Source organism: Chryseobacterium ginsengisoli (assembly GCF_039542325.1).
Lineage (GTDB): Bacteria > Bacteroidota > Bacteroidia > Flavobacteriales > Weeksellaceae > Chryseobacterium > Chryseobacterium ginsengisoli.
In genome coordinates this window covers 18,704-37,680 of sequence record NZ_BAABHX010000007.1, presented here as the reverse complement: position 1 = coordinate 37,680, position 18,977 = coordinate 18,704, and the positions used below count along the sequence as shown (strand labels likewise).

The 18,977-nt window shown below is 34.3% G+C and carries 19 protein-coding genes; 17 read left to right on the top strand and 2 right to left on the bottom strand.

From position 1 onward, the window contains the following. The first annotated feature begins 19 nt into the window (after positions 1–19). From nrfD to ypfJ, 12 genes are all read left to right on the top strand, one after another. Positions 20–1,417, top strand: a complete 1,398-nt coding sequence (nrfD, locus tag ABD940_RS18170; RefSeq protein ID WP_345207117.1) for an NrfD/PsrC family molybdoenzyme membrane anchor subunit — start codon at positions 20–22, stop codon at positions 1,415–1,417. Then, complete coding sequence (locus ABD940_RS18165) at positions 1,404–1,925, top strand: DUF3341 domain-containing protein (protein WP_345207115.1); 522 nt, start codon at positions 1,404–1,406, stop codon at positions 1,923–1,925. The genes nrfD and ABD940_RS18165 overlap by 14 nt, the downstream gene beginning before the upstream one ends. Before the next feature lies 1 nt (position 1,926). Next, positions 1,927–2,616 carry a c-type cytochrome gene (locus tag ABD940_RS18160; RefSeq protein ID WP_345207113.1) on the top strand — a complete coding sequence of 230 codons (690 nt, stop codon included), beginning with the start codon at positions 1,927–1,929 and terminating at the stop codon, positions 2,614–2,616. An 8-nt stretch (positions 2,617–2,624) separates the two neighbouring features. Then, positions 2,625–3,956 (top strand): quinol:cytochrome C oxidoreductase, encoded by a 1,332-nt coding sequence (locus ABD940_RS18155; RefSeq protein WP_345207112.1) that lies wholly within the window; start codon positions 2,625–2,627, stop codon positions 3,954–3,956. Positions 3,957–4,126: 170 nt separating this feature from the next. Continuing rightward, complete coding sequence (locus ABD940_RS18150) at positions 4,127–5,140, top strand: hypothetical protein (protein WP_345207111.1); 1,014 nt, start codon at positions 4,127–4,129, stop codon at positions 5,138–5,140. 50 nt (positions 5,141–5,190) lie between these two features. Further along, positions 5,191–6,387, top strand: a complete 1,197-nt coding sequence (locus ABD940_RS18145; protein WP_345207109.1) for a hypothetical protein — start codon at positions 5,191–5,193, stop codon at positions 6,385–6,387. A 4-nt stretch (positions 6,388–6,391) separates the two neighbouring features. Further along, entirely contained in the window at positions 6,392–6,928 is a 537-nt protein-coding gene (locus ABD940_RS18140; protein WP_345207107.1) for an adenine phosphoribosyltransferase, read from the top strand. A gap of 118 nt (positions 6,929–7,046) precedes the next feature. Then, entirely contained in the window at positions 7,047–7,670 is a 624-nt protein-coding gene (locus tag ABD940_RS18135; RefSeq protein WP_345207105.1) for a hypothetical protein, read from the top strand. 156 nt (positions 7,671–7,826) lie between these two features. Then, positions 7,827–8,522 carry a YfgM family protein gene (locus tag ABD940_RS18130; RefSeq protein WP_345207103.1) on the top strand — a complete coding sequence of 232 codons (696 nt, stop codon included), beginning with the start codon at positions 7,827–7,829 and terminating at the stop codon, positions 8,520–8,522. Positions 8,523–8,525: 3 nt separating this feature from the next. Continuing rightward, positions 8,526–9,044 (top strand): 6,7-dimethyl-8-ribityllumazine synthase, encoded by a 519-nt coding sequence (gene ribH, locus ABD940_RS18125; protein ID WP_345207101.1) that lies wholly within the window; start codon positions 8,526–8,528, stop codon positions 9,042–9,044. Between the two features lie 213 nt (positions 9,045–9,257). Then, entirely contained in the window at positions 9,258–11,342 is a 2,085-nt protein-coding gene (locus ABD940_RS18120) for an LTA synthase family protein (RefSeq protein ID WP_345207099.1), read from the top strand. 77 nt (positions 11,343–11,419) lie between these two features. Then, positions 11,420–12,271: a KPN_02809 family neutral zinc metallopeptidase gene (gene ypfJ / locus ABD940_RS18115; protein WP_345207097.1), complete on the top strand. Its 852-nt coding sequence runs from the start codon at positions 11,420–11,422 to the stop codon at positions 12,269–12,271. Between the two features lie 52 nt (positions 12,272–12,323). Here the strand turns inward: ypfJ and ABD940_RS18110 are convergent, their stop codons facing one another. Together ABD940_RS18110 and ABD940_RS18105 are read right to left on the bottom strand one after the other, a co-directional pair. Continuing rightward, on the bottom strand, positions 12,324–13,175 hold the full coding sequence (locus tag ABD940_RS18110; protein WP_345207095.1) for a GLPGLI family protein: 852 nt from the start codon (positions 13,173–13,175) through the stop codon (positions 12,324–12,326). Positions 13,176–13,188: 13 nt separating this feature from the next. Further along, positions 13,189–14,151 (bottom strand): GLPGLI family protein, encoded by a 963-nt coding sequence (locus ABD940_RS18105; RefSeq protein WP_345207093.1) that lies wholly within the window; start codon positions 14,149–14,151, stop codon positions 13,189–13,191. 214 nt (positions 14,152–14,365) lie between these two features. Between ABD940_RS18105 and ABD940_RS18100 the strand changes: the two genes are divergently transcribed. The 5 genes from ABD940_RS18100 to sufD all read left to right on the top strand — a co-directional run bounded on the left by ABD940_RS18100 (position 14,366) and on the right by sufD (position 18,806). Next, positions 14,366–14,695, top strand: a complete 330-nt coding sequence (locus ABD940_RS18100) for a HesB/IscA family protein (protein WP_345207091.1) — start codon at positions 14,366–14,368, stop codon at positions 14,693–14,695. A gap of 81 nt (positions 14,696–14,776) precedes the next feature. Then, on the top strand, positions 14,777–16,225 hold the full coding sequence (sufB, locus tag ABD940_RS18095; RefSeq protein WP_047399199.1) for a Fe-S cluster assembly protein SufB: 1,449 nt from the start codon (positions 14,777–14,779) through the stop codon (positions 16,223–16,225). Between the two features lie 10 nt (positions 16,226–16,235). Next, entirely contained in the window at positions 16,236–16,613 is a 378-nt protein-coding gene (locus tag ABD940_RS18090) for a hypothetical protein (RefSeq protein WP_345207088.1), read from the top strand. Between the two features lie 13 nt (positions 16,614–16,626). Continuing rightward, positions 16,627–17,370, top strand: a complete 744-nt coding sequence (gene sufC / locus ABD940_RS18085; RefSeq protein ID WP_345207086.1) for a Fe-S cluster assembly ATPase SufC — start codon at positions 16,627–16,629, stop codon at positions 17,368–17,370. Positions 17,371–17,498: 128 nt separating this feature from the next. After that, a complete protein-coding gene (gene sufD, locus ABD940_RS18080; protein ID WP_345207084.1) occupies positions 17,499–18,806 on the top strand; it encodes a Fe-S cluster assembly protein SufD in 1,308 nt (435 codons plus the stop codon). Positions 18,807–18,977 lie beyond the last annotated feature (171 nt).

Genomic DNA, 18,977 nt, shown 5'->3' with positions numbered 1-18,977 from the left:
AATAATAAATAGGTAAAAAATGTCAGGACATTACGAAGCTCCGATAAGGGAACCTCTAATTATTGGTCACAAAACTTATCACGATATCACAGAAGATATTGCACGACCTATCGAAGAAAGAGCAGGAAAACTATGGTGGATTTCACTATATGCAGCCTTAGTTCTATTTTTATATGGTTTTGGATGTATCGCTTATACTATCGGGACAGGTATTGGAGCATGGGGGCTTAACAGAACTATTAACTGGGGTTGGGATATTACCAACTTCGTATGGTGGGTAGGTATCGGTCACGCCGGAACACTTATCTCCGCAGTATTATTATTATTTAGACAGAGATGGAGAATGTCTGTAAACCGTTCAGCTGAGGCGATGACTATCTTCGCAGTTGTACAGGCGGCAATCTTCCCTGTAATCCACATGGGTAGAGTTTGGGTAGGATATTGGGTATTCCCTTTACCAAACCAATTCGGTTCTCTTTGGGGGAACTTCAACTCTCCTCTACTTTGGGACGTATTTGCGATCTCAACGTATTTCTCAGTATCAACAGTATTCTGGTTCATGGGATTAATCCCTGACTTTGCAATGATCAGAGACAGAGCAAAAACTCCTTGGACTAAGAAAATTTATACATTCCTAGCTTTCGGTTGGGGTGGTAAAGCAAAACACTGGCAAAGATTCGAAGAACTGTCTTTGGTTCTTGCAGGTTTAGCAACTCCACTTGTATTCTCAGTACACACAACCGTATCTTTTGACTTCGCGACTTCAGTAATTAAAGGATGGCACTCTACGATCTATCCTCCTTACTTCGTCGCGGGTGCGATCTTCTCAGGATTTGCAATGGTACAAACACTATTGTTAATCGCAAGAAAAGTTTGTCACCTTGAAGATTATATTACAATGTATCATATCGAAATTATGAACATCGTAATTGTATTAACTGGTGGTATGGTAACTGTAGCTTACGCAACTGAATATTTCATCGGATGGTACTCAGGATCTAGATTTGAAGATTTTACATATCTTTCTCCGGGTGCTGCTGTTGGACCTTACTGGTGGGCTTTTTGGTCACTAATTATATGTAACCTTGTAGTTCCTGCTTCATTCTGGTTCAAGAAAATGAGAACGAATATTATCTGGACTTTCATCGTTGCATTGATTATCAACATCGGTATGTGGTTTGAGCGTTTTGACATCATCGTTATCAACCTTTCTAGAGATTACTTACCAGGATCTTGGACAATGTTTAAACCAACGATCATTGATGTGGGCGTATACTTAGGAACAATCGGGTTCTTCTCTGTATTATTCTTATTATATGCAAGAACATTCCCTGTAATTGCACAGGCTGAATTAAAATCGATTCTGAAAATTTCAGGTGAAACTTATAAAGCAAAAGAAGGAGATGAGCACCACTAAAATTGTATACGGACTTTATGCTGATGACGACGATTTAATGAACGGCGTTAAAGCATTCAACGATAAAGGAATCGCGATAAACGAAGTATATACTCCGTTTCCGGTTCACGGACTAGATAAAGCTTTAGGATTAAAGAAAACCAGAATTTCTGATGCTGCATTCTTCTACGCTCTTTATGGTGTAAGCATAGGGGCTACTGTAACTTGGTACGTGATGAATCATGACTGGCCTCAAAATATTGGTGGTAAACCTGCTTTTGACTGGGCACACAACATGCCTGCATTCGTAGTTCCAATGTTTGAACTTATGGTATTCTGTGCTGCTCACATGATGTCATTGACTTTCTTAGCTAGAAACAAAATGTATCCTGGAGCTCCTGCTCAGAACCCAGATCCGAGAACTACCGATGATAAATTCATGATGGAATTCGTAACTGAAGATGTAGAATCTGTAAAACAGTTGCTTATTGAAACTGGAGTTGAAGAAATAACTGTTAAAGACGCTTAAAATGAAAAAGAATGTATTAAAAATTACAGCAATTTTAGGTTTAACAACGATTTTACTTAATTCTTGCGGTCCAAAAGAAAATACACCATTAGTATATTTCCCTGATATGTACTTCCCGGTAGCTTACGATCCATTGATGAAAGCTCAGGATGCATATTCAGATCATGAAAACGAGATCCCTGCTTTTGTTAAGAATAGTTTTGCAACAGGTCTTGCCCCAGTAGAAGGATCAGTTCCACAAAATAAAGACGGTGTTTTTGAAGAAGGATTACTTCCAAAAAATGTTGACGAATATAACGCAGGTTATAATGCTTCAAAAACAACAACAGCTTCTCCTTTAAATCCAGCTAACCAAGCTAAAGATATCGAAAGAGGAAAAATGTTGTTCGAACATACATGTGCAGCTTGTCACGGTGTAGGAGGAGATGGACAGGGACCAATCGTTCAGTCAGGAGCTTTCTCTGGTGTACCAAACTATGCTGATAGAGAAATTACTGTAGGATCTGTTCATTATGTATTAACAAACGGTAGAAACGCAATGGGATCTTATGCGGGACAATTGAACGCAGGAGACAGATGGAGAGTAGCAATGTATGTGATGAGCGCCTTCAAAAAAGGAGCAGCAGCACCGGCAGCAGCTACAGCTACGGCGGAAGCAAAACCTGAAACTACTACCGAAACTAAAAAATAAGAAAAGAAATGTATAGTTTTTCACCAAAATTAAAATCAACTTCTATAATACTTCTTGTTGTAGGTTTAGTTCTGTTTGGCATTGGTTTCTTTATGAATAAAGGAATCACTACTGAGAAAATTAGCGAAATGATGGAAGCTGTTCATGCTTCCGGTCATAATGCTCCTACACATTCAAGTGAAATGGTTGGTCCTCAGGATCACGCTGCTCACCTTGAGCATGCTGAACTTCAGGTTCATAACCAGCCTTTAGCAGCATTACATTTTGTAGCTGTATTTTTCTTTGGAGTTAGCTGTGCTGTACTGTTTTTCTACTGTATTCAGCATGCTGCTCATGCAGGTTGGCCGATTATCATTACAAGAGTGATGGAAGCTATTGCTTCTTATATTCCTTATGGTGGAGCGATTCTGGTTATCCTGATGATCTTAAATATTACTCACCAAGGTCACTTATTCCATTGGATGGATCCTGAATTGACAAACCCTGAGTCTGCTCATTTTGATGTGATCTTATTTGAAAAAAGAATATTCTTAAATATACCTTTCTACGCTGTAAGAACTTTGATCTATGTATTAGGTGCTTCTTTCTTCGCTTGGAAATTGAAAGCTCAGTCTAAAAAAGTAGACGAAACTAAATCTAAAGTGGAATATCAATTCCTTTACAGATGGGCAGTAGGATATATCGCATTCTTCGGGTTTGCTTCTGCAGCTTGGGCTTGGGATTGGTTGATGTCTATTGACCCTCACTGGTATTCTACAATGTATATCTGGTATTCAATGGTTAGTTGCCTTTCAAGTGGTATCGCAGTAATTATTCTTTTAAGTGTTTACTTAAAGAAAAACGGATTCTTACCTCAGTTCAATGACAATCACTTACACGATTTAGGTGTATTCCTTTTCGCTACAAGTATGCTTTGGACATATACATGGTTTGCTCAGTTCATGCTTTATTGGTATGCGAACATTCCGGAAGAGGTTAATTACTTCTTTGGAAGATTCCAACACTATGGTACTACATTCTTGCCGATGTTGATCGTTAACTTCTTATTACCATTATTGGTTTTAGTAAGTAGCAGCATCAAAAGAAACTACAAAGTGGTTACTGTAATGGCAATCGTAGTTATCTGCGGTCATATTTTAGATTACTTCAACATGGTAATGCCTGGAACGGTAGGACCATACTGGAAAACTCCTGAAGTATTCATCCTGATCTTAGGAGCTATTCTGTTCATTGTAGGATTATTTATGTTCACAGTGCTTTCAGCATTATCGAAACTTAAATTGATTCCAACAGGAAACCCTTACTTACACGAATCTGAAATTTATGAGTATCCTTTCTAAGGAAAACTTGTAACAAGATAAAAAACGAAAAAGACTGATTGTAATGATCAGTCTTTTTTTTGCTCTAAAGTGAAAAATAAAAAAATTTTGTGCAACCTTTTTCAATTTTAGTTGTCTTATCTTTAGAATTCTGATTCTGATTTTAATATTAATTAAACCCTAAAACTGCCATGAAGAAAAATATCTTTTTATTCTTATTTGTTGTCATCTTAAATTTCGTCAATGCACAAAGCATAACTTTTATTTCGGAAAAGACCAATAAACCTTTACCTAAAGTTTCGGTTTTTGGAAAAGACGGAAGTATTTTGGCATTCTCGGATATTGACGGTAAAATTGACAAACAATTATTGAAGCCGGATCAGGAAAAATTTCAACTGGTTTATGAAAATATTTCTGTTGCAACTTTATCTTATTCGGATTTTGATAAGGATATAATTAAAATTAATGATCGTGTAAAAGATATCGAAGCGGTAGTCATCAAAAATAATAAGCCCGCAAAATACATTTTTGTAAAAGGTAATTTTAATACTTATGTTACTGTAAATAGTAAATTGAATTGTTATGCCGACGGAATTGTTACCTATATTTTCGATAACAAAACAAAAAAATTGAAAAGCACCAATGTTGAGCAGTACAGAGTTTTCAGGCTGGAAGATGTAAAGTTTGAGAAAAAGCAAACTGCAATGTGGGATTATGATGCAACCATGGAAGTTCCGGATTTGAAAGAAGTAGGAAATATTCTGGATTATAAGCAAAGAAATTCTGTAATGAAAGAATTAAAAGGAGAACAAAAAGATCAGGTTGAAATCACAGGAGAGGCACTACAGAAAAAAGAATTTGCTTTATTCGGATATAGATTTTTTGATATGAAAAGTATTCTGAATGTTTCTTACGAAAAAGCCTCGAATAAAACTTTAAGAGATTTATTGGAATTCAATGAAATTGGTTTTATTAAATTAAAACATAAAAGCGAACCGGAATACAATCAATTAATTCTTTACACAAATTTTTATCCTACAGAACTGGATTTTAAAAATGATAATGACATCGAGAAGGTAAAATTCAAAACGGATAATAGTGATTATACAACGAAATACTGGGAAGATTCTTCTTTTCCGAATATGCAGACTGTTTTCAGTTCATTTTTTAAGGATGATTTAAAAGAGAAACAAAATAAAAAATAAAATCCTCTATTAATAAAGGTTTTACTATTTTTGTGGTAAACCGAAAAAAAATGAAAAAGTTTTCTTTTCTACTAATTTTCAGCTTGTTGCTTTTCACAGCTTGTAAGAAAGATCATGTAGATGCTACAAATACTAAAACTTTACAGTCTAGTATCAATGATATGACGGCAAGTCTTTCTACCATTAAACAGATTAAGTTTAATGAAGCACTATACATTCTGAAAACATTTGGAGTGGAAGCTGATGGAGACGTTGCAGAATTAAAAGCTCTTGGACAATTGATTAACGGAAAAAAAGTTCCTGAGATCATGACATTAGCCGATCAGGTTGCACAAAAAAACGGCATCGAATGGGCAAGTACATCTCCGCCTTCATTAGGTGAAATGAATATTTTCGGTGACGAAAAAGCAAAAGAAACTGATGCGAATGACGTAAAAGCAAATTCATTAAGCATTATAACAAGACCAACAGGCGATGACGGAGCGGGAGCACCAACAGCTCTTCAGATCATTCCGAGATTGGTTGACAACGCAGGAAATCCGGTTTCATTTACAGGTGCTGGTTTGGAAGCTACGCTTGAAGTTTTTAGTAATGGAGTAAAACTTTCGACTGCGAAAAACTTAATGCAGGATAATAATTTCAAAGGATTTAACTTAAAATTCTCTTCAATTCCTGCAGCTAAAGTTGTTGATAATAAAATTGACATCACCGTTTCTATAAAAACAACGGCAAAAACTTTCAAAATGACCAAAATCGGTTTGGATGTAAATCCGGATTTACTGAAAGTTCCTGTTGCTCCGAAAGTAGATTCTACAGCAGTAAATCAGGATCCGGCAGTAATTGATCCGAATAATCCAACAGCTACTCCAACAGCTACAGATCCTAATGCAACCTCTGCAACAACTCCGGCTGCGCCAAAACAACCTGTTGCAGATCCTAAAACGACAGTGACAGGATTCTTAAATAATGTAAGCTCTCAAAATTTAAAAGCAGCATATAATTCGGCAAGCAATCCAAGTTGGGGAAGTTATGAGTCTTTCTCAAACCCGACTTCAGGTTTTGGTTCTATAAAAAATGTTAGTGTAAAAAATATTTCAACCAATGCTTCAAACGCAAGTTCGGCAAGTGTAAATGCTACTTATGACGTAACAGATAAAAGTGGAAAAACAACTTCTTTAAAAGTAACTTTTGGACTTAAAAGCGTAAACGGAGAGTGGAAAATTTCAAGCTATAAAATAAATCCATAAGCAAATGGCTTCGCAAGAATTAATTAAGAATTTAGAAGAGACAATTGAAAACATTTCTGATTTTCCTATTCCGGGAATTCAGTTCAAAGACATCTCTCCTATTTTCTTAAATCCAAAACTGTATGAAGATGTTATCGCAGATTTGGTAGAATTCAGCAAAGGAAAAATCGATGCCGTTTGCGGAATCGAAAGCCGTGGTTATCTTTTTGGGATCGCGATTGCAGTAGCTTTGGAAGTTCCTTTTATCTTAATCAGAAAAGCGGGGAAACTTCCGCCTCCTGTAATTTCCGAAAAATACGATCTGGAATATGGAAGTGCAATCATCGAAACCCGAGAAGGACAAATAAAACCCGGACAAAAAATTTTGATTCATGACGATCTTTTAGCTACAGGAGGAACTACAGAAGCTGCAGCAAAATTAGTTGAAAAACAAGGCGCAACAGTTTCACAGTTCAGTTTTCTGATTGGATTAAAAGACCTGAATGGAGAAGAAAAGCTTAAAAAATTTAATGCAGAAGTTTATCATATTTTAAAATATTAAATTTTTATAGATTTAAAACAATCCGTTTTAATTTACAATGTGCAATAAGTTCTTATTTGTTCTAATTCTTTTTTTAGTTCCAAAAATTGTTAAGTCTCAGATTGAGGTAAAGTTTTCAATGGAGTTGGATAGAAAAAGTGCCGTTGTCACGATTAAAAATAATTCAACAAAAAACTATGCCTTTCCGATTGAATTGACAAATTTAAAGGCATATTATGAGAATGATATTGTCTGCGAATATTTCCATTCATATCATGCACCTTCACATGGTTTATCTTTTTCATTGAAATTAACAGATCCGAAAACAAAAGAAATTTTAAAACCACAAAGAACTCACGTTAACATTGATTTTGAAAGTTTTGAAAAATATTTGACGGAAAATAAAGGTTGCTTTTCTTTAGACGAAGAAAAAGAAGAATGGCAAGTAAAACACAAAATCAAGGATAAGACAAAAGCCGATTTAAACTATTACATCTATAATCATTTAATTTACTTAAGACCTAATCAAAGATTTAGTTACAGAATAGTAATAGATTTGGAAAATATCTCAAGTGAGTTTTATTTTATTGACAGGTATGATGTGAAACCTAATACAAAATATGCATTTGAACTTTATACGGAAATCACTGACTGTATTTATGATCTTTTAACGCCTGAACAAAAAGAAGAAATCAAAGATTATACTTTATTTACAGGAAAAATTACAAGCAACATAATCGACTGTAATTCAACTCCCGAATAAAGCTAAAAAAAATAAAAAATACATTGAAGTGTTAATCATTTTTGTAGATAATTCGATTACAACATTTAATTATTTAAATAAAATCAATAATACTCACAAAGTATTTTGTAAATCATTCAGAAACAATTAAATTTGCATTTCAATTTTTAATAATTTATGGCAAAACTTATAAACGATCAGGAAGGTAAAGAAACAGTAGAGTTTTTTAAAGATCTTGACAGAGAGGCTTTAAACACAGAAAGATTCCTTGAAAAATATTCAAAACCTCTAGGTATTATTTTTGGAATACTTGTTTTAGGTGTTCTGGGTTTCTTCGGTTACAAACAATTTGTTGTAGCTCCTAAAAATGCTGAAGCGATGAAAAGCTTTTTAGCAGCTCAGAAAAATCTTGCTGATGGTAAAGATAAAGAAGCTTTGGGAGGAAAATCTGCGGCAAACCCTGGTTTCGTAGGAACTTATAACGAATATTCTGCAACAAACATTGGTAAACTTTCTGCTTATAACGCAGGCTTACTAAAGTTTAAAGAAGGAAAATTCCAGGAAGCTTACGATCTTTTGGATAGCTTTTCATCTGATAATAAGACAATGATGGCAATGAAATTCGGAGCTATGGCAGATGCAAAATCTGGTCTTAACAAAAATGATGAAGCTTTACAGTTATTAGATAAAGCAGCTTCTGCTTCTGACGATCCTTATACAACCTACTATTTCACAAGAAAAGCAGGTATCGTTGCATTGGGATTAAAGAAAAATGCAGATGCTAAAAAATATTTTGCTACAATTGACGAAAAATATCAGGACTACGACAACGGAATGTCTGATTCTTATATTGAAATGACTAAATATTACTAAACAATGGCAACAGTTAATCTTTCTGATTACAAGCCACTTAATATAACTAATGCCGATGAGTTTTCTATCGGCATTGTTTTTTCTGAGTGGAATGATTTTGTAACATACAATCTTCGTGATGCAGCTCTGGAAATCCTTCAAAAAGAAGGGGTGAAATCTGAAAACATCACTCTTTTTCCGGTTCCGGGAGCTTTTGAACTGAATTATGCGAGCATGCAGCTTTGCAAGGAGCGTACATATGACGCGGTAATTTCTATCGGATGTGTAATTCGTGGAGAAACACCTCACTTCGATTATGTTTGTTCAGCAGTTGCTCAAGGAATTAAAGATTGTAACATTATGACCGATACTCCTACAATTTTCTGCGTTTTGACGGACGATACAAAAGAACAGTCTATCGCAAGAAGCGGCGGAGATCTTGGTAATAAAGGAGTTGAAGCGGCTGTAACAGCTTTAAGGATGATCGATTTCAAAAAAAATCTATCCGGCAGAAAAGGAAACATTGGTTTCGGACTTTCTTAATTCTTCAATTAACTAATTACTATCACAAGATATACAAAAGAATCATTTTTTAATGGTTCTTTTTTTATGAGAAGAAATATTAAAATAATTTTAAAATTATCAGTTTTAAGGTAAAATTCTAAATGTCTTCAAAATTTATAATTAATATTACATTTTAGTTTTATATTAGACAAGTCTGAACTAAACTATATTTGCAAAAAAAATTTAAACTCAATGTTTACCCAAAAAATTAAACCATTCCTGTATTTAGGGGCTTTCTATCTTATCATTTCCTTGATTTTAAGGATTGTTTTTTTCTTTCATCCAATTACTACAGCAAGTTTTGGAGTATTTGAAATTTTAAAAATTATTTTGGTTGGAGCCTTAAATGATATTTTGGTTTTCGTTTTAGCCAGTGCTTTTTTGGCTTTATATTTTTTATTTTTATCAAATTCTAAGTATAAAAAACCTTACGGATATATTATTTTAGGAGGACTAGTATTGATCTTTTTATACATCCTTCTTATTCCAAATAATATTTTCAAACAATATGGAGGTTCAATTTCAGAAATTGCATTGTCATTTATCGGTTTAAAAATAATTTTATTCAGCTTAATGCTTTTTTTACCGAAAAATCGTTTGAAAATAAGAAATTCACTATATTTTATTACGCTTTTCCTTTATGTTTTATTGATTGTTTTCAATGCGGTAAGCGAATACTTTTTCTATAATGAATTTGGTTTGAGATATAATTTCATTGCGGTAGATTACCTTATTTACACGAACGAAGTTATTGGAAACATCATGGAAAGCTATCCTGTTGTTCCGTTGTTTTTAGTAATTTTTGCAATCACTCTTGGAATTACAATTTTTATTTATAAAAAAACAAAAAACGAGCTTTTAGAACTTCCGAATTTGAAGCAGAAATTCATTTTATTGGGTGCATTCATTCTTTTGGTCGGAATAAGCTTATTGGGACTAAATTTAACTACAAAACTAAAATCTAATAACGTTTTCACAGAGGAAATTCAGGCGAATGGTTTACCTAAATTTTATTGGGCATTTACGCACAACGAATTAGATTATTTCCAGTTTTATCCTGAAATCAATCAAAATCAGGCTGAAAAGAATTTTTTAAGTCAATATGCTCAACCTGTTTTAAAAAGAAATATTGTTTCAACCCAACCGGAATTAAAGAAAAATGTTGTTTTAATTTCTATTGAAAGTTTATCTGCAGATTTTCTTGAACATTACGGAAATACACAAAAAATCACTCCTTTTTTGGATAGTTTGGCAGACAAATCATTGATGTTTACAGATCTTTACGCTACAGGAAACAGAACCGTTCGAGGCTTGGAAGCATTAACACTTTGTATTCCTCCAACTGCCGGAGAAAGTATTATTAAAAGAGAAAATAATAAAAATAAATTCACAACAGGAAGTGTTTTCAAATCTAAAGGTTACGACGTGAAATTTTTATACGGTGGTTACAGTTATTTCGATAATATGCAGGATTTCTATGCTGGAAATGGTTATGACATTGTTGACAGAAATAATTTTAAGCCTGAAGAAATCACTTTTGCCAATGTTTGGGGAGTTGCAGATGAAGATATGGCTAAAAAAGCAATTCAGACGATGAATGCCGAATCAAAATCCGGAAAACCATTTTTCAATCATTGGATGACAGTTTCCAATCATAGACCTTTTACTTACCCGAACGGGAAAATAGATATTCCGGGAGATGTAAAATCTCGTGAAGGAGGTGTGAAATATACCGATTATTCTTTGCGTAAGTTTTTTGAAATGGCTAAAAAACAGGATTGGTATAAAAATACGGTTTTCGTTATTATTTCCGATCATTGTGCTTCTAGCGCAGGAAAAACAGAACTTCCGATGGATAAATACAGAATTCCGGCAATGATTTTCTCAGAAGGATTTATTGAACCTCAAAAATTTACAAAAACGATGTCACAGATCGATGTGATGCCTACTCTTTTCGGTTTGCTGAATTTCAATTATCAATCTAAATTTTTAGGACAGGATGTTTTCACGAAAGAATTTCAGCCGAAAGCTTATGTGGCAACTTATCAGGATCTAGGATTTATAAAAGATAATTATTTAACGATTATTTCCCCGATAAGAAAAGTAAAACAATATACTTTAGCTCAACACAAAAATAATCTGAAACCTGAATTCAATATTTATTTTGATGAAAATCAACTTAAAGACAAAGAGCAAAACAAAAAATTGGTAGATGAAACAATTTCGGCTTATCAATCAACTTCTTATTGGCTGAAAAAAAATCAGCTTAACCGCTAATTAATTATAAAATATTTGCATCATTCATAGAAAGTATACTTTAAATTTTTAAATTTACAGACAAATAAATACAAACTATGAAATGGACAGACGACAGAGGCGGTAATGTGGAAGACAGACGCGGACTAGGCGGTGGAGCCGTTGTAGGAGGCGGATTGGGAACTCTTATTATTGCTGCAATTATATTTTTTCTTGGAGGTGATCCTTCTACGATTCTTTCCTCAGGTGCAGGTTCCGGCTCTCCGAGAACAGAACAGAGAGAACTGACGGAAAATGACAAAAAAATCGGAGAAATGGTTGATATGATGGGAAAATGGAACATCATAACATGGGATCAGGTTTTTAAGGAGAACGGAATGACCTATACTCCACCGAAAATTATTCTCTTTTCAGAAACAACACAATCCGGCTGTGGAACGGCACAGTCTGCAATGGGACCATTTTATTGTCCTGCAGATCAGTCAGTTTACATGGATATGAGTTTCTTTAATGAATTACAGCAAAAATTCGGAGCAAAAGTAACCGAATTTACAATAGCTTATGTTTTGGCTCATGAAGTTGGACATCATGTTCAGACTCTTTTAGGAACCACACAAAAAGTTGATCAGTTAAGAAGAAGCGGAAGATATTCCGAAGCCGAAATGAACAGAGTTTCTGTTGCAACGGAACTTCAGGCTGATTTTTATGCCGGAGTTTGGGCTAAAAGAACAGATTCAGACAAACATATCCTGGAACCAGGCGATATTCAGTCGGCAATTGAAGCTGCGGAAGCAGTTGGGGATGATAATATTCAGAGAAGATCACAAGGATATGTAAATCAGGAAAGCTTCACGCACGGCTCGTCTGCGCAACGTAAAGAATGGTTTATGAAAGGTTATAACACTGGAGATATAAGACAAGGTGATACTTTCAATCAGCTTTTGAAATAATTTAAACAAGATAAAAATTAAAAAACCCTGAAGAATCTTCAGGGTTTTTGCTTTATTGTAGTTCAATCGGATTGCTATTTTTCTTTGCTTCATCCTTAATTCTCTCCTCCATTCTTTTTCTCATATCGGCAGGATTTTGATTTCCGCCACCGCCTCCACGGTTTCCGCCGCCACCGCCGCCAATTCTCATCGGACCGCCACCGCCGCCTTGAGTCATGAATGACATTGGATCTTCCTGGAATTTTTTCTGCTGCTTCACATAATCTCCTCTTTTTACTTTAATAATATTTCCGAATTGATTCATTGTTGGAAAATCTGCTATCTTATAGTTTTTCATTAAATCAAAAGAATATTCTCCTTTATCATCTTCCACTTTTACAATAAGCCCCGGAAGTCCTCCGAATTTGTATGGTCCGTCCTGATAAGGCAGATCTGTTGTAAACCAAGCCGTCCATTTTCTTCCTCCAAACTCCGTTTCGGCTTTCTGAACTTTATATTCCCCGATTTTTGTAGTTTCTGAAGAAATTTTCCAGTTGATTGGTCTGTCTTCTTCATAGGTATAAACATCTCTTCCAATTCTGTCCTTGAAAGTCGTTTTCTGAGTTTTTTTATCTTTTTCAATAGAATAATTGATGTTCGACCTTAAGCCTTCCATCTGCTCTCTGTTGAAACCTCTGGCTCCCCCACTCTGGAAAGTTGCCTGCATAATAGAATCTCTTTTAATTCTGTTCTCAGAGTAAAAAACAGATTTCTCAGGAGAAATATCCAGGTATGCATTTTCCGTTTTAATATCATTTTTATCTGATGCGTCCGCTTTCATCGTAACCTGATACACAAATCTATTCGTCTGTGCAAAAGCCGATTGCATGAATAATGCTAAAGCAATAATGCCTAATTTTTTCATTTATATTATATTTTTATTTTAATTCTATTGGATTTGAACTTCCTCCGCTAAAAGCATTTATATTGCCCGAACTCTGCATAGGAAAACCATTATTTCCTCCGTCCATTCCCATTCCGCCACCATTCATTCCTCTTCCTCCACCGTGACCGCCGCCACCTCGCATTCCGCCCATACCGCCGCCGTTCATTCCTCCTCCATGTCTTCCGCCACCGCTGTTAAAATCCTGCATTCCAGCTCCATTACTTCCAGCCATAGATTTTCTGTTTTTTATAAATTCCATTTCCAGTGCGATTCTATCTCCATGAAAATTAACTCTTGAACTTTGTTTTGCGTCAGAACTTATGGGTTCTTCAAAAGAATTTTTAATGATGATTTTTTTAACCAAATCAAATTTATAATCTCCTTTATCGTCTTCTAGTTTTACAATTAATCCCGGTAAACCCGAAAATTTATAAGGTCCGTCGGAAATATTAATATCTTTTGTAAACCAAGCCGTCCAGATTCTCCCTCCGAAGTTTACGGTTGCCTTTTGAGCCTGATAACCGTTTTGTTTCTCAACGTCATTAGTAATTTCCCACTTTACAGGTCGGTCTTCCTGATAATAAATTTGTCTTCCACCTACTCTGTCATAATAATAAACCTTTTGCTCAGGAATATTTTTCGTGATAAAATATTCAAAAAAAGTAGGTTCCATTTGCTTTCTTCCTCCCGATTTTGAAAAATCTTTTTCTGTTTTTTTATTATTTTCTTTTTCTTCAGGTTTAAAAGAAGCAAAAAGAGAATCTTTAATTAATTTATTTTCACTGATAAACAAAGACTTACTTCCTTTAATATCCAAAAAAGTACGCTCTGTTTTCATGCTCACCAGATTGATTGAATCCGGATTTACAGCAGTTTCATAAATATATCTCGTAGTCTGTCCGTAAGACATTGCTACTATAAATAACACAAAAAAACCAAGTAATTTTTGTTTCATTATTAATTTTCTTTATAGATAAAAAATACCAGTCAAAGTTAAATCAAAAACGTATTATAAAGGTTTAAGACGTAAAATTTATATATTTTTAACAGTAACTTCATTCAAAAAATAATCCTATTAAGAACAGAATCATTAAAATAGATATCTTCGATTTGAGATTGCGGAAATTAGTTCGTATTTTTGCATCATTAAATCATTCTAAATAAATACAATGATAAAAGTATCAGACCAAGCAAAGGCAAAAGCCATCCAACTTATGACAGAGGATGGTTTCAACCCTGCTGAAGATTATATAAGAGTTGGGGTAAAAAGTGGAGGATGTTCTGGTTTAGAGTATGTTTTGGGATTCGACAATCACAAGACAGACACAGATCAAATTTTCGAAGATAATGAGGTGAAAATTATTGTTGAGAAAAAATCTATCCTTTATTTAGCGGGAACAGTTCTTGAATATTCAGGAGGTTTGAACGGAAAAGGATTTGTTTTTAACAATCCGAACGCATCCAGAACATGTGGATGTGGTGAAAGTTTTTCTTTATAATTAGAAATTAGAATTTAGAGGTTAGAAAATTAGCGCATTGCAAAACTAACATCTAAATTCTAGTATCTAAAATCTAATAAAATGAGCAAATATACAGAAGACGATTTACGCGTCGATTTAGAGAATAAAAAATATGAATTCGGTTGGGAAACGAAAATCGATTACGAGGACTTCCCTACTGGTTTAAATGAAGATATCGTCCGTGCGATTTCCGCTAAAAAAGAGGAACCCGAATGGATGACAGAATGGCGTTTGGAGTCTTTCAGAATCTGGTTGAAAATGGTGGAGCCGGAATGGGCAAACATTAAATATACAAAACCGGATTTTCAGGCAATTAAATATTATGCTGCTCCAAAAGCAAAACCTGAACTAGAAAGTTTAGACGAAGTAGATCCTGAATTATTGGCAACTTTTGCAAAATTGGGAATCAATATTGAGGAGCAAAAAAGACTTTCGGGAGTTGCTGTAGATATTGTAATAGATTCCGTTTCTGTAAAGACAACTTTTCAGGACACATTGATGGAAAAAGGAATTATTTTCTGCTCTATCTCTGAAGCTATTAAAAACCACCCTGATTTAGTAAGAAAATATCTTGGAAAAGTAGTTCCGAGAGGAGATAATTTTTATGCAGCATTGAATTCTGCAGTATTTTCTGACGGAAGTTTCTGCTATATTCCAAAAGGCGTAAGATGTCCGATGGAATTATCAACGTATTTCCGTATCAATCAGGCAGGAACAGGTCAGTTTGAAAGAACCCTTGTGATTGCAGATGAAGGAAGTTATGTTTCTTACCTTGAAGGTTGTACAGCTCCGTCGAGAGACGAAAACCAGCTCCACGCTGCTGTTGTCGAGCTGATTGCAATGGATAATGCTGAAATTAAATATTCAACCGTTCAAAACTGGTATCCAGGGAATGAAGAAGGAAAAGGCGGTGTTTTCAATTTTGTAACGAAAAGAGGACTTTGCGAAAGAAATGCAAAAATATCTTGGACTCAAGTTGAAACAGGTTCTGCTGTAACTTGGAAATATCCTTCTTGTATCTTAAAAGGTGACAATTCAATCGGTGAGTTCTACTCTATCGCGGTGACCAACAATCACCAATATGCAGATACAGGAACAAAGATGATTCACATCGGGAAAAATACGAGATCAACGATTATTTCTAAAGGTATTTCTGCAGGAAAATCTCAGAATTCATACAGAGGTTTGGTAAAAGTAATGCCTTCTGCAAAAGGAGCAAGAAACTTCTCTCAGTGTGACTCTTTGTTGATGGGTAACGAATGTGGAGCTCATACTTTCCCATATATAGAAATCAAAGATCCGACAGCTCAACTGGAGCACGAAGCAACGACATCAAAAATCGGAGAAGATCAGATTTTCTATTGTAATCAAAGAGGTATTGATACAGAAAGAGCAATTGCTTTGATCGTAAACGGTTTCAGTAAAGAAGTTTTAAATAAATTACCAATGGAGTTTGCTATTGAAGCTCAAAAGTTACTTGAGATTTCTTTAGAGGGTTCTGTAGGATAAAATTATTAAAATGAATTTAACAAAAGGACAAAAAATACTTATAGGAATAATACACTTTCTTCCATTTTTGGGAATTATTTTTTATTTCATTGCATTTTTCAGCATGTTTATGAGTATATCAAATGGTGTAAACAATGGTGAAGGCGGACCATTTCCAGCGGAATTTGCACAAAGCTTTTTTATAGCGTTTATACTTATTGCTGTTACCTGTCTTATAGGTGTAGGTATTTTAGTTTTTGACATTATTCATTTAACAAAATCAAATAAAGGAGATACTACAAACAAAGTTCTTATTTGGATTCTTATTCTTGTTTTTTCACAGGGAATTGGGTCTATCGTATATTATTTTGTTGAAATTCTTCCTAATAAAAAGAAAGAAATATTTTAGATTTTACACATTTATGTTAGATATAAAAAACTTGCACGCCAAAATTGAAGACGGCGCAGAAATTTTAAAAGGAATCAATCTTGAAATAAAACCTGGTGAAGTTCATGCCATCATGGGACCAAACGGAGCCGGAAAATCTACTCTTTCTTCTGTTATTGCAGGGAAAGAAGACTACGAAGTTACAGAAGGAGAAATTATTTTTGATGGTGAAGATATCATCGAAGATGCTCCTGAAGACAGAGCTCACAAAGGGATTTTCCTTTCTTTCCAATATCCGGTAGAAATTCCGGGAGTTTCTGTGACAAACTTCATCAAAGCTGCAATGAACGAAAACAGAAAAGCAAAAGGATTATCCGAAATGCCAGCAAAAGAAATGTTGGCTATGATTCGTGAGAAATCTGAGCAATTGGGTATTAAAAAAGATTTCCTTTCAAGATCATTAAACGAAGGTTTTTCGGGAGGTGAAAAGAAAAGAAACGAGATCTTCCAAATGATGATGCTTAATCCAAAATTAGCTATTCTTGATGAAACAGATTCAGGATTGGACATTGATGCATTGAGAATTGTTGCAGACGGTGTAAATGCCTTTAAAAATGAAGGAAATGCAGTTCTTTTGATTACTCACTATCAAAGATTGCTTAATTATATTCAACCTGACTTCGTTCACGTTTTAGCAAACGGAAAAATCATCAAAACCGGTGACAAATCTCTTGCTTTGGAACTGGAAGAAAAAGGGTACGACTGGCTTCTTAATTAATTTAAAGATTAAGAAATTCAGAGATTTAGATATTATTTAAATTTCAACCTTGAAATTTCATTCTTCGGAATGACAGATTTCAGCCAAATAAAAAGAAAAAAATGGTGCAAACCACAGATATACCAGTAATGGCATTAAAAGAACAAATTATAGAAAATCACGGTGAGTTTTTGGAGAGTCTTCGTCACAGATTTCTGGATGATGATAGAAAAGCTGCTCTTCAAAGATTTGAAAAACTTGGTTTTCCGACAAAAAAAGACGAAGAATATAAATATACCAACCTAAAGGAGATTACCGAAAAAGGATATAACTTTTTCCCAAAAGAAAATCACAATATCACCAAAGAACAGTTGGATGAATTGCATCTTGGTGAAGAAAATTTTGACTGGATTACTTTTGTGAACGGCAAACTTCGCAAAGAATTATCAAAAGTTTCGATTGAAAATGTTGAGTTTCTTTCGTTCAACTATGCTTTGAATGATGAGAAGCACAGAGATATTTTTGAGAAATATTTTAATACAATTGCTTCAGATAAATCTGCTTTCACAAATTTAAATCAGGCTTACTGCAAGTATGGTTTTTTCTTGAAAGTTCCAAAAAATGTTGTGATTGAAAAACCTATTCACGTTTTCTATATTTCTCAAAACCAGGAAGAAAATACTTTCTACAATACGAGAAATTTATTAATCGTAGATGAAGGCGCAAAAGTGGAAATCATTGAAAGTCACCACAATTTTGACAGCACGTATGTGTTGACAAATTCTGTGACGGAAATTTTCACATATCCAAATGCAAAAGCAGATTGGCATAAAGTTCAGAATGATAATGATACTTCTTACTTAATTGATAATACTTTCGCAAAACAGGAAAAAGACAGTTTAACGACTGTCAATACTTTCTCTTTCGGAGGTAAATTGGTAAGAAATAACTTAGATTTCATTCAAAACGGATCGAATATCAATTCATTCATGAACGGAATTACAATTATCGGAAAAGATCAGTTGGTAGATCACCACACCGCAGTTCATCACAATCAGCCGAACTGTGAAAGTTATCAGAATTATAAAGGTATTTTCAACGGAAATTCTCACGGAGTTTTCAACGGAAAAGTTTTTGTAGATAAATTGGCTCAGAAAACGAATGCTTATCAGCAAAACAACAACGTTTTATTAAGCGAAGGTGCTAAGATTGATACTAAACCTCAATTGGAGATTTTTGCAGACGATGTGAAGTGCTCTCACGGTTGTACTGTTGGACAGTTGAATGAAGACGCCATGTTCTACTTAAGAGCAAGAGGTATTTCTAAAAAAGAAGCTCAGGCTTTATTGTTATACGCATTCGCAAACGATGCGATGCAGAATATTGATATTGAGCCTTTAAAAGAAAAAATTTCAAAGCTTTTGGCAGAGAAATTAGAAGTTGATATAGAGTTTTAACAATATATAATTGGTAAATAAAAGGGCTGTTTCAGAAATGAGACAGCCTTTTATATTTTTATTGATTGGGATTTTTTTATTATCAAATAATTTTTTTCTTACATTTTTAATTTCTAATGTAAATGTACATTCTTGATGGAAAGATTTATGAATTTCATTTTCATTTTTGTC

What these genes read in the sequence shown, in the direction of transcription:
- ABD940_RS18105 (WP_345207093.1), bottom strand. Translation starts at nt 14,151, where the DNA reads ATGAAACAAAAATTACTTGGTTTTTTTGTGTTATTTATAGTAGCAATG.
- ABD940_RS18120 (WP_345207099.1), top strand. Translation starts at nt 9,258, where the DNA reads ATGTTTACCCAAAAAATTAAACCATTCCTGTATTTAGGGGCTTTCTAT.
- ABD940_RS18155 (WP_345207112.1), top strand. Translation starts at nt 2,625, where the DNA reads ATGTATAGTTTTTCACCAAAATTAAAATCAACTTCTATAATACTTCTT.
- ABD940_RS18110 (WP_345207095.1), bottom strand. Translation starts at nt 13,175, where the DNA reads ATGAAAAAATTAGGCATTATTGCTTTAGCATTATTCATGCAATCGGCT.
- sufD (WP_345207084.1), top strand. Translation starts at nt 17,499, where the DNA reads ATGGCATTAAAAGAACAAATTATAGAAAATCACGGTGAGTTTTTGGAG.
- ABD940_RS18150 (WP_345207111.1), top strand. Translation starts at nt 4,127, where the DNA reads ATGAAGAAAAATATCTTTTTATTCTTATTTGTTGTCATCTTAAATTTC.
- ribH (WP_345207101.1), top strand. Translation starts at nt 8,526, where the DNA reads ATGGCAACAGTTAATCTTTCTGATTACAAGCCACTTAATATAACTAAT.
- ABD940_RS18090 (WP_345207088.1), top strand. Translation starts at nt 16,236, where the DNA reads ATGAATTTAACAAAAGGACAAAAAATACTTATAGGAATAATACACTTT.
- ABD940_RS18165 (WP_345207115.1), top strand. Translation starts at nt 1,404, where the DNA reads ATGAGCACCACTAAAATTGTATACGGACTTTATGCTGATGACGACGAT.
- nrfD (WP_345207117.1), top strand. Translation starts at nt 20, where the DNA reads ATGTCAGGACATTACGAAGCTCCGATAAGGGAACCTCTAATTATTGGT.
- ypfJ (WP_345207097.1), top strand. Translation starts at nt 11,420, where the DNA reads ATGAAATGGACAGACGACAGAGGCGGTAATGTGGAAGACAGACGCGGA.
- sufB (WP_047399199.1), top strand. Translation starts at nt 14,777, where the DNA reads ATGAGCAAATATACAGAAGACGATTTACGCGTCGATTTAGAGAATAAA.
- ABD940_RS18145 (WP_345207109.1), top strand. Translation starts at nt 5,191, where the DNA reads ATGAAAAAGTTTTCTTTTCTACTAATTTTCAGCTTGTTGCTTTTCACA.
- ABD940_RS18130 (WP_345207103.1), top strand. Translation starts at nt 7,827, where the DNA reads ATGGCAAAACTTATAAACGATCAGGAAGGTAAAGAAACAGTAGAGTTT.
- sufC (WP_345207086.1), top strand. Translation starts at nt 16,627, where the DNA reads ATGTTAGATATAAAAAACTTGCACGCCAAAATTGAAGACGGCGCAGAA.
- ABD940_RS18100 (WP_345207091.1), top strand. Translation starts at nt 14,366, where the DNA reads ATGATAAAAGTATCAGACCAAGCAAAGGCAAAAGCCATCCAACTTATG.
- ABD940_RS18135 (WP_345207105.1), top strand. Translation starts at nt 7,047, where the DNA reads ATGGAGTTGGATAGAAAAAGTGCCGTTGTCACGATTAAAAATAATTCA.
- ABD940_RS18160 (WP_345207113.1), top strand. Translation starts at nt 1,927, where the DNA reads ATGAAAAAGAATGTATTAAAAATTACAGCAATTTTAGGTTTAACAACG.
- ABD940_RS18140 (WP_345207107.1), top strand. Translation starts at nt 6,392, where the DNA reads ATGGCTTCGCAAGAATTAATTAAGAATTTAGAAGAGACAATTGAAAAC.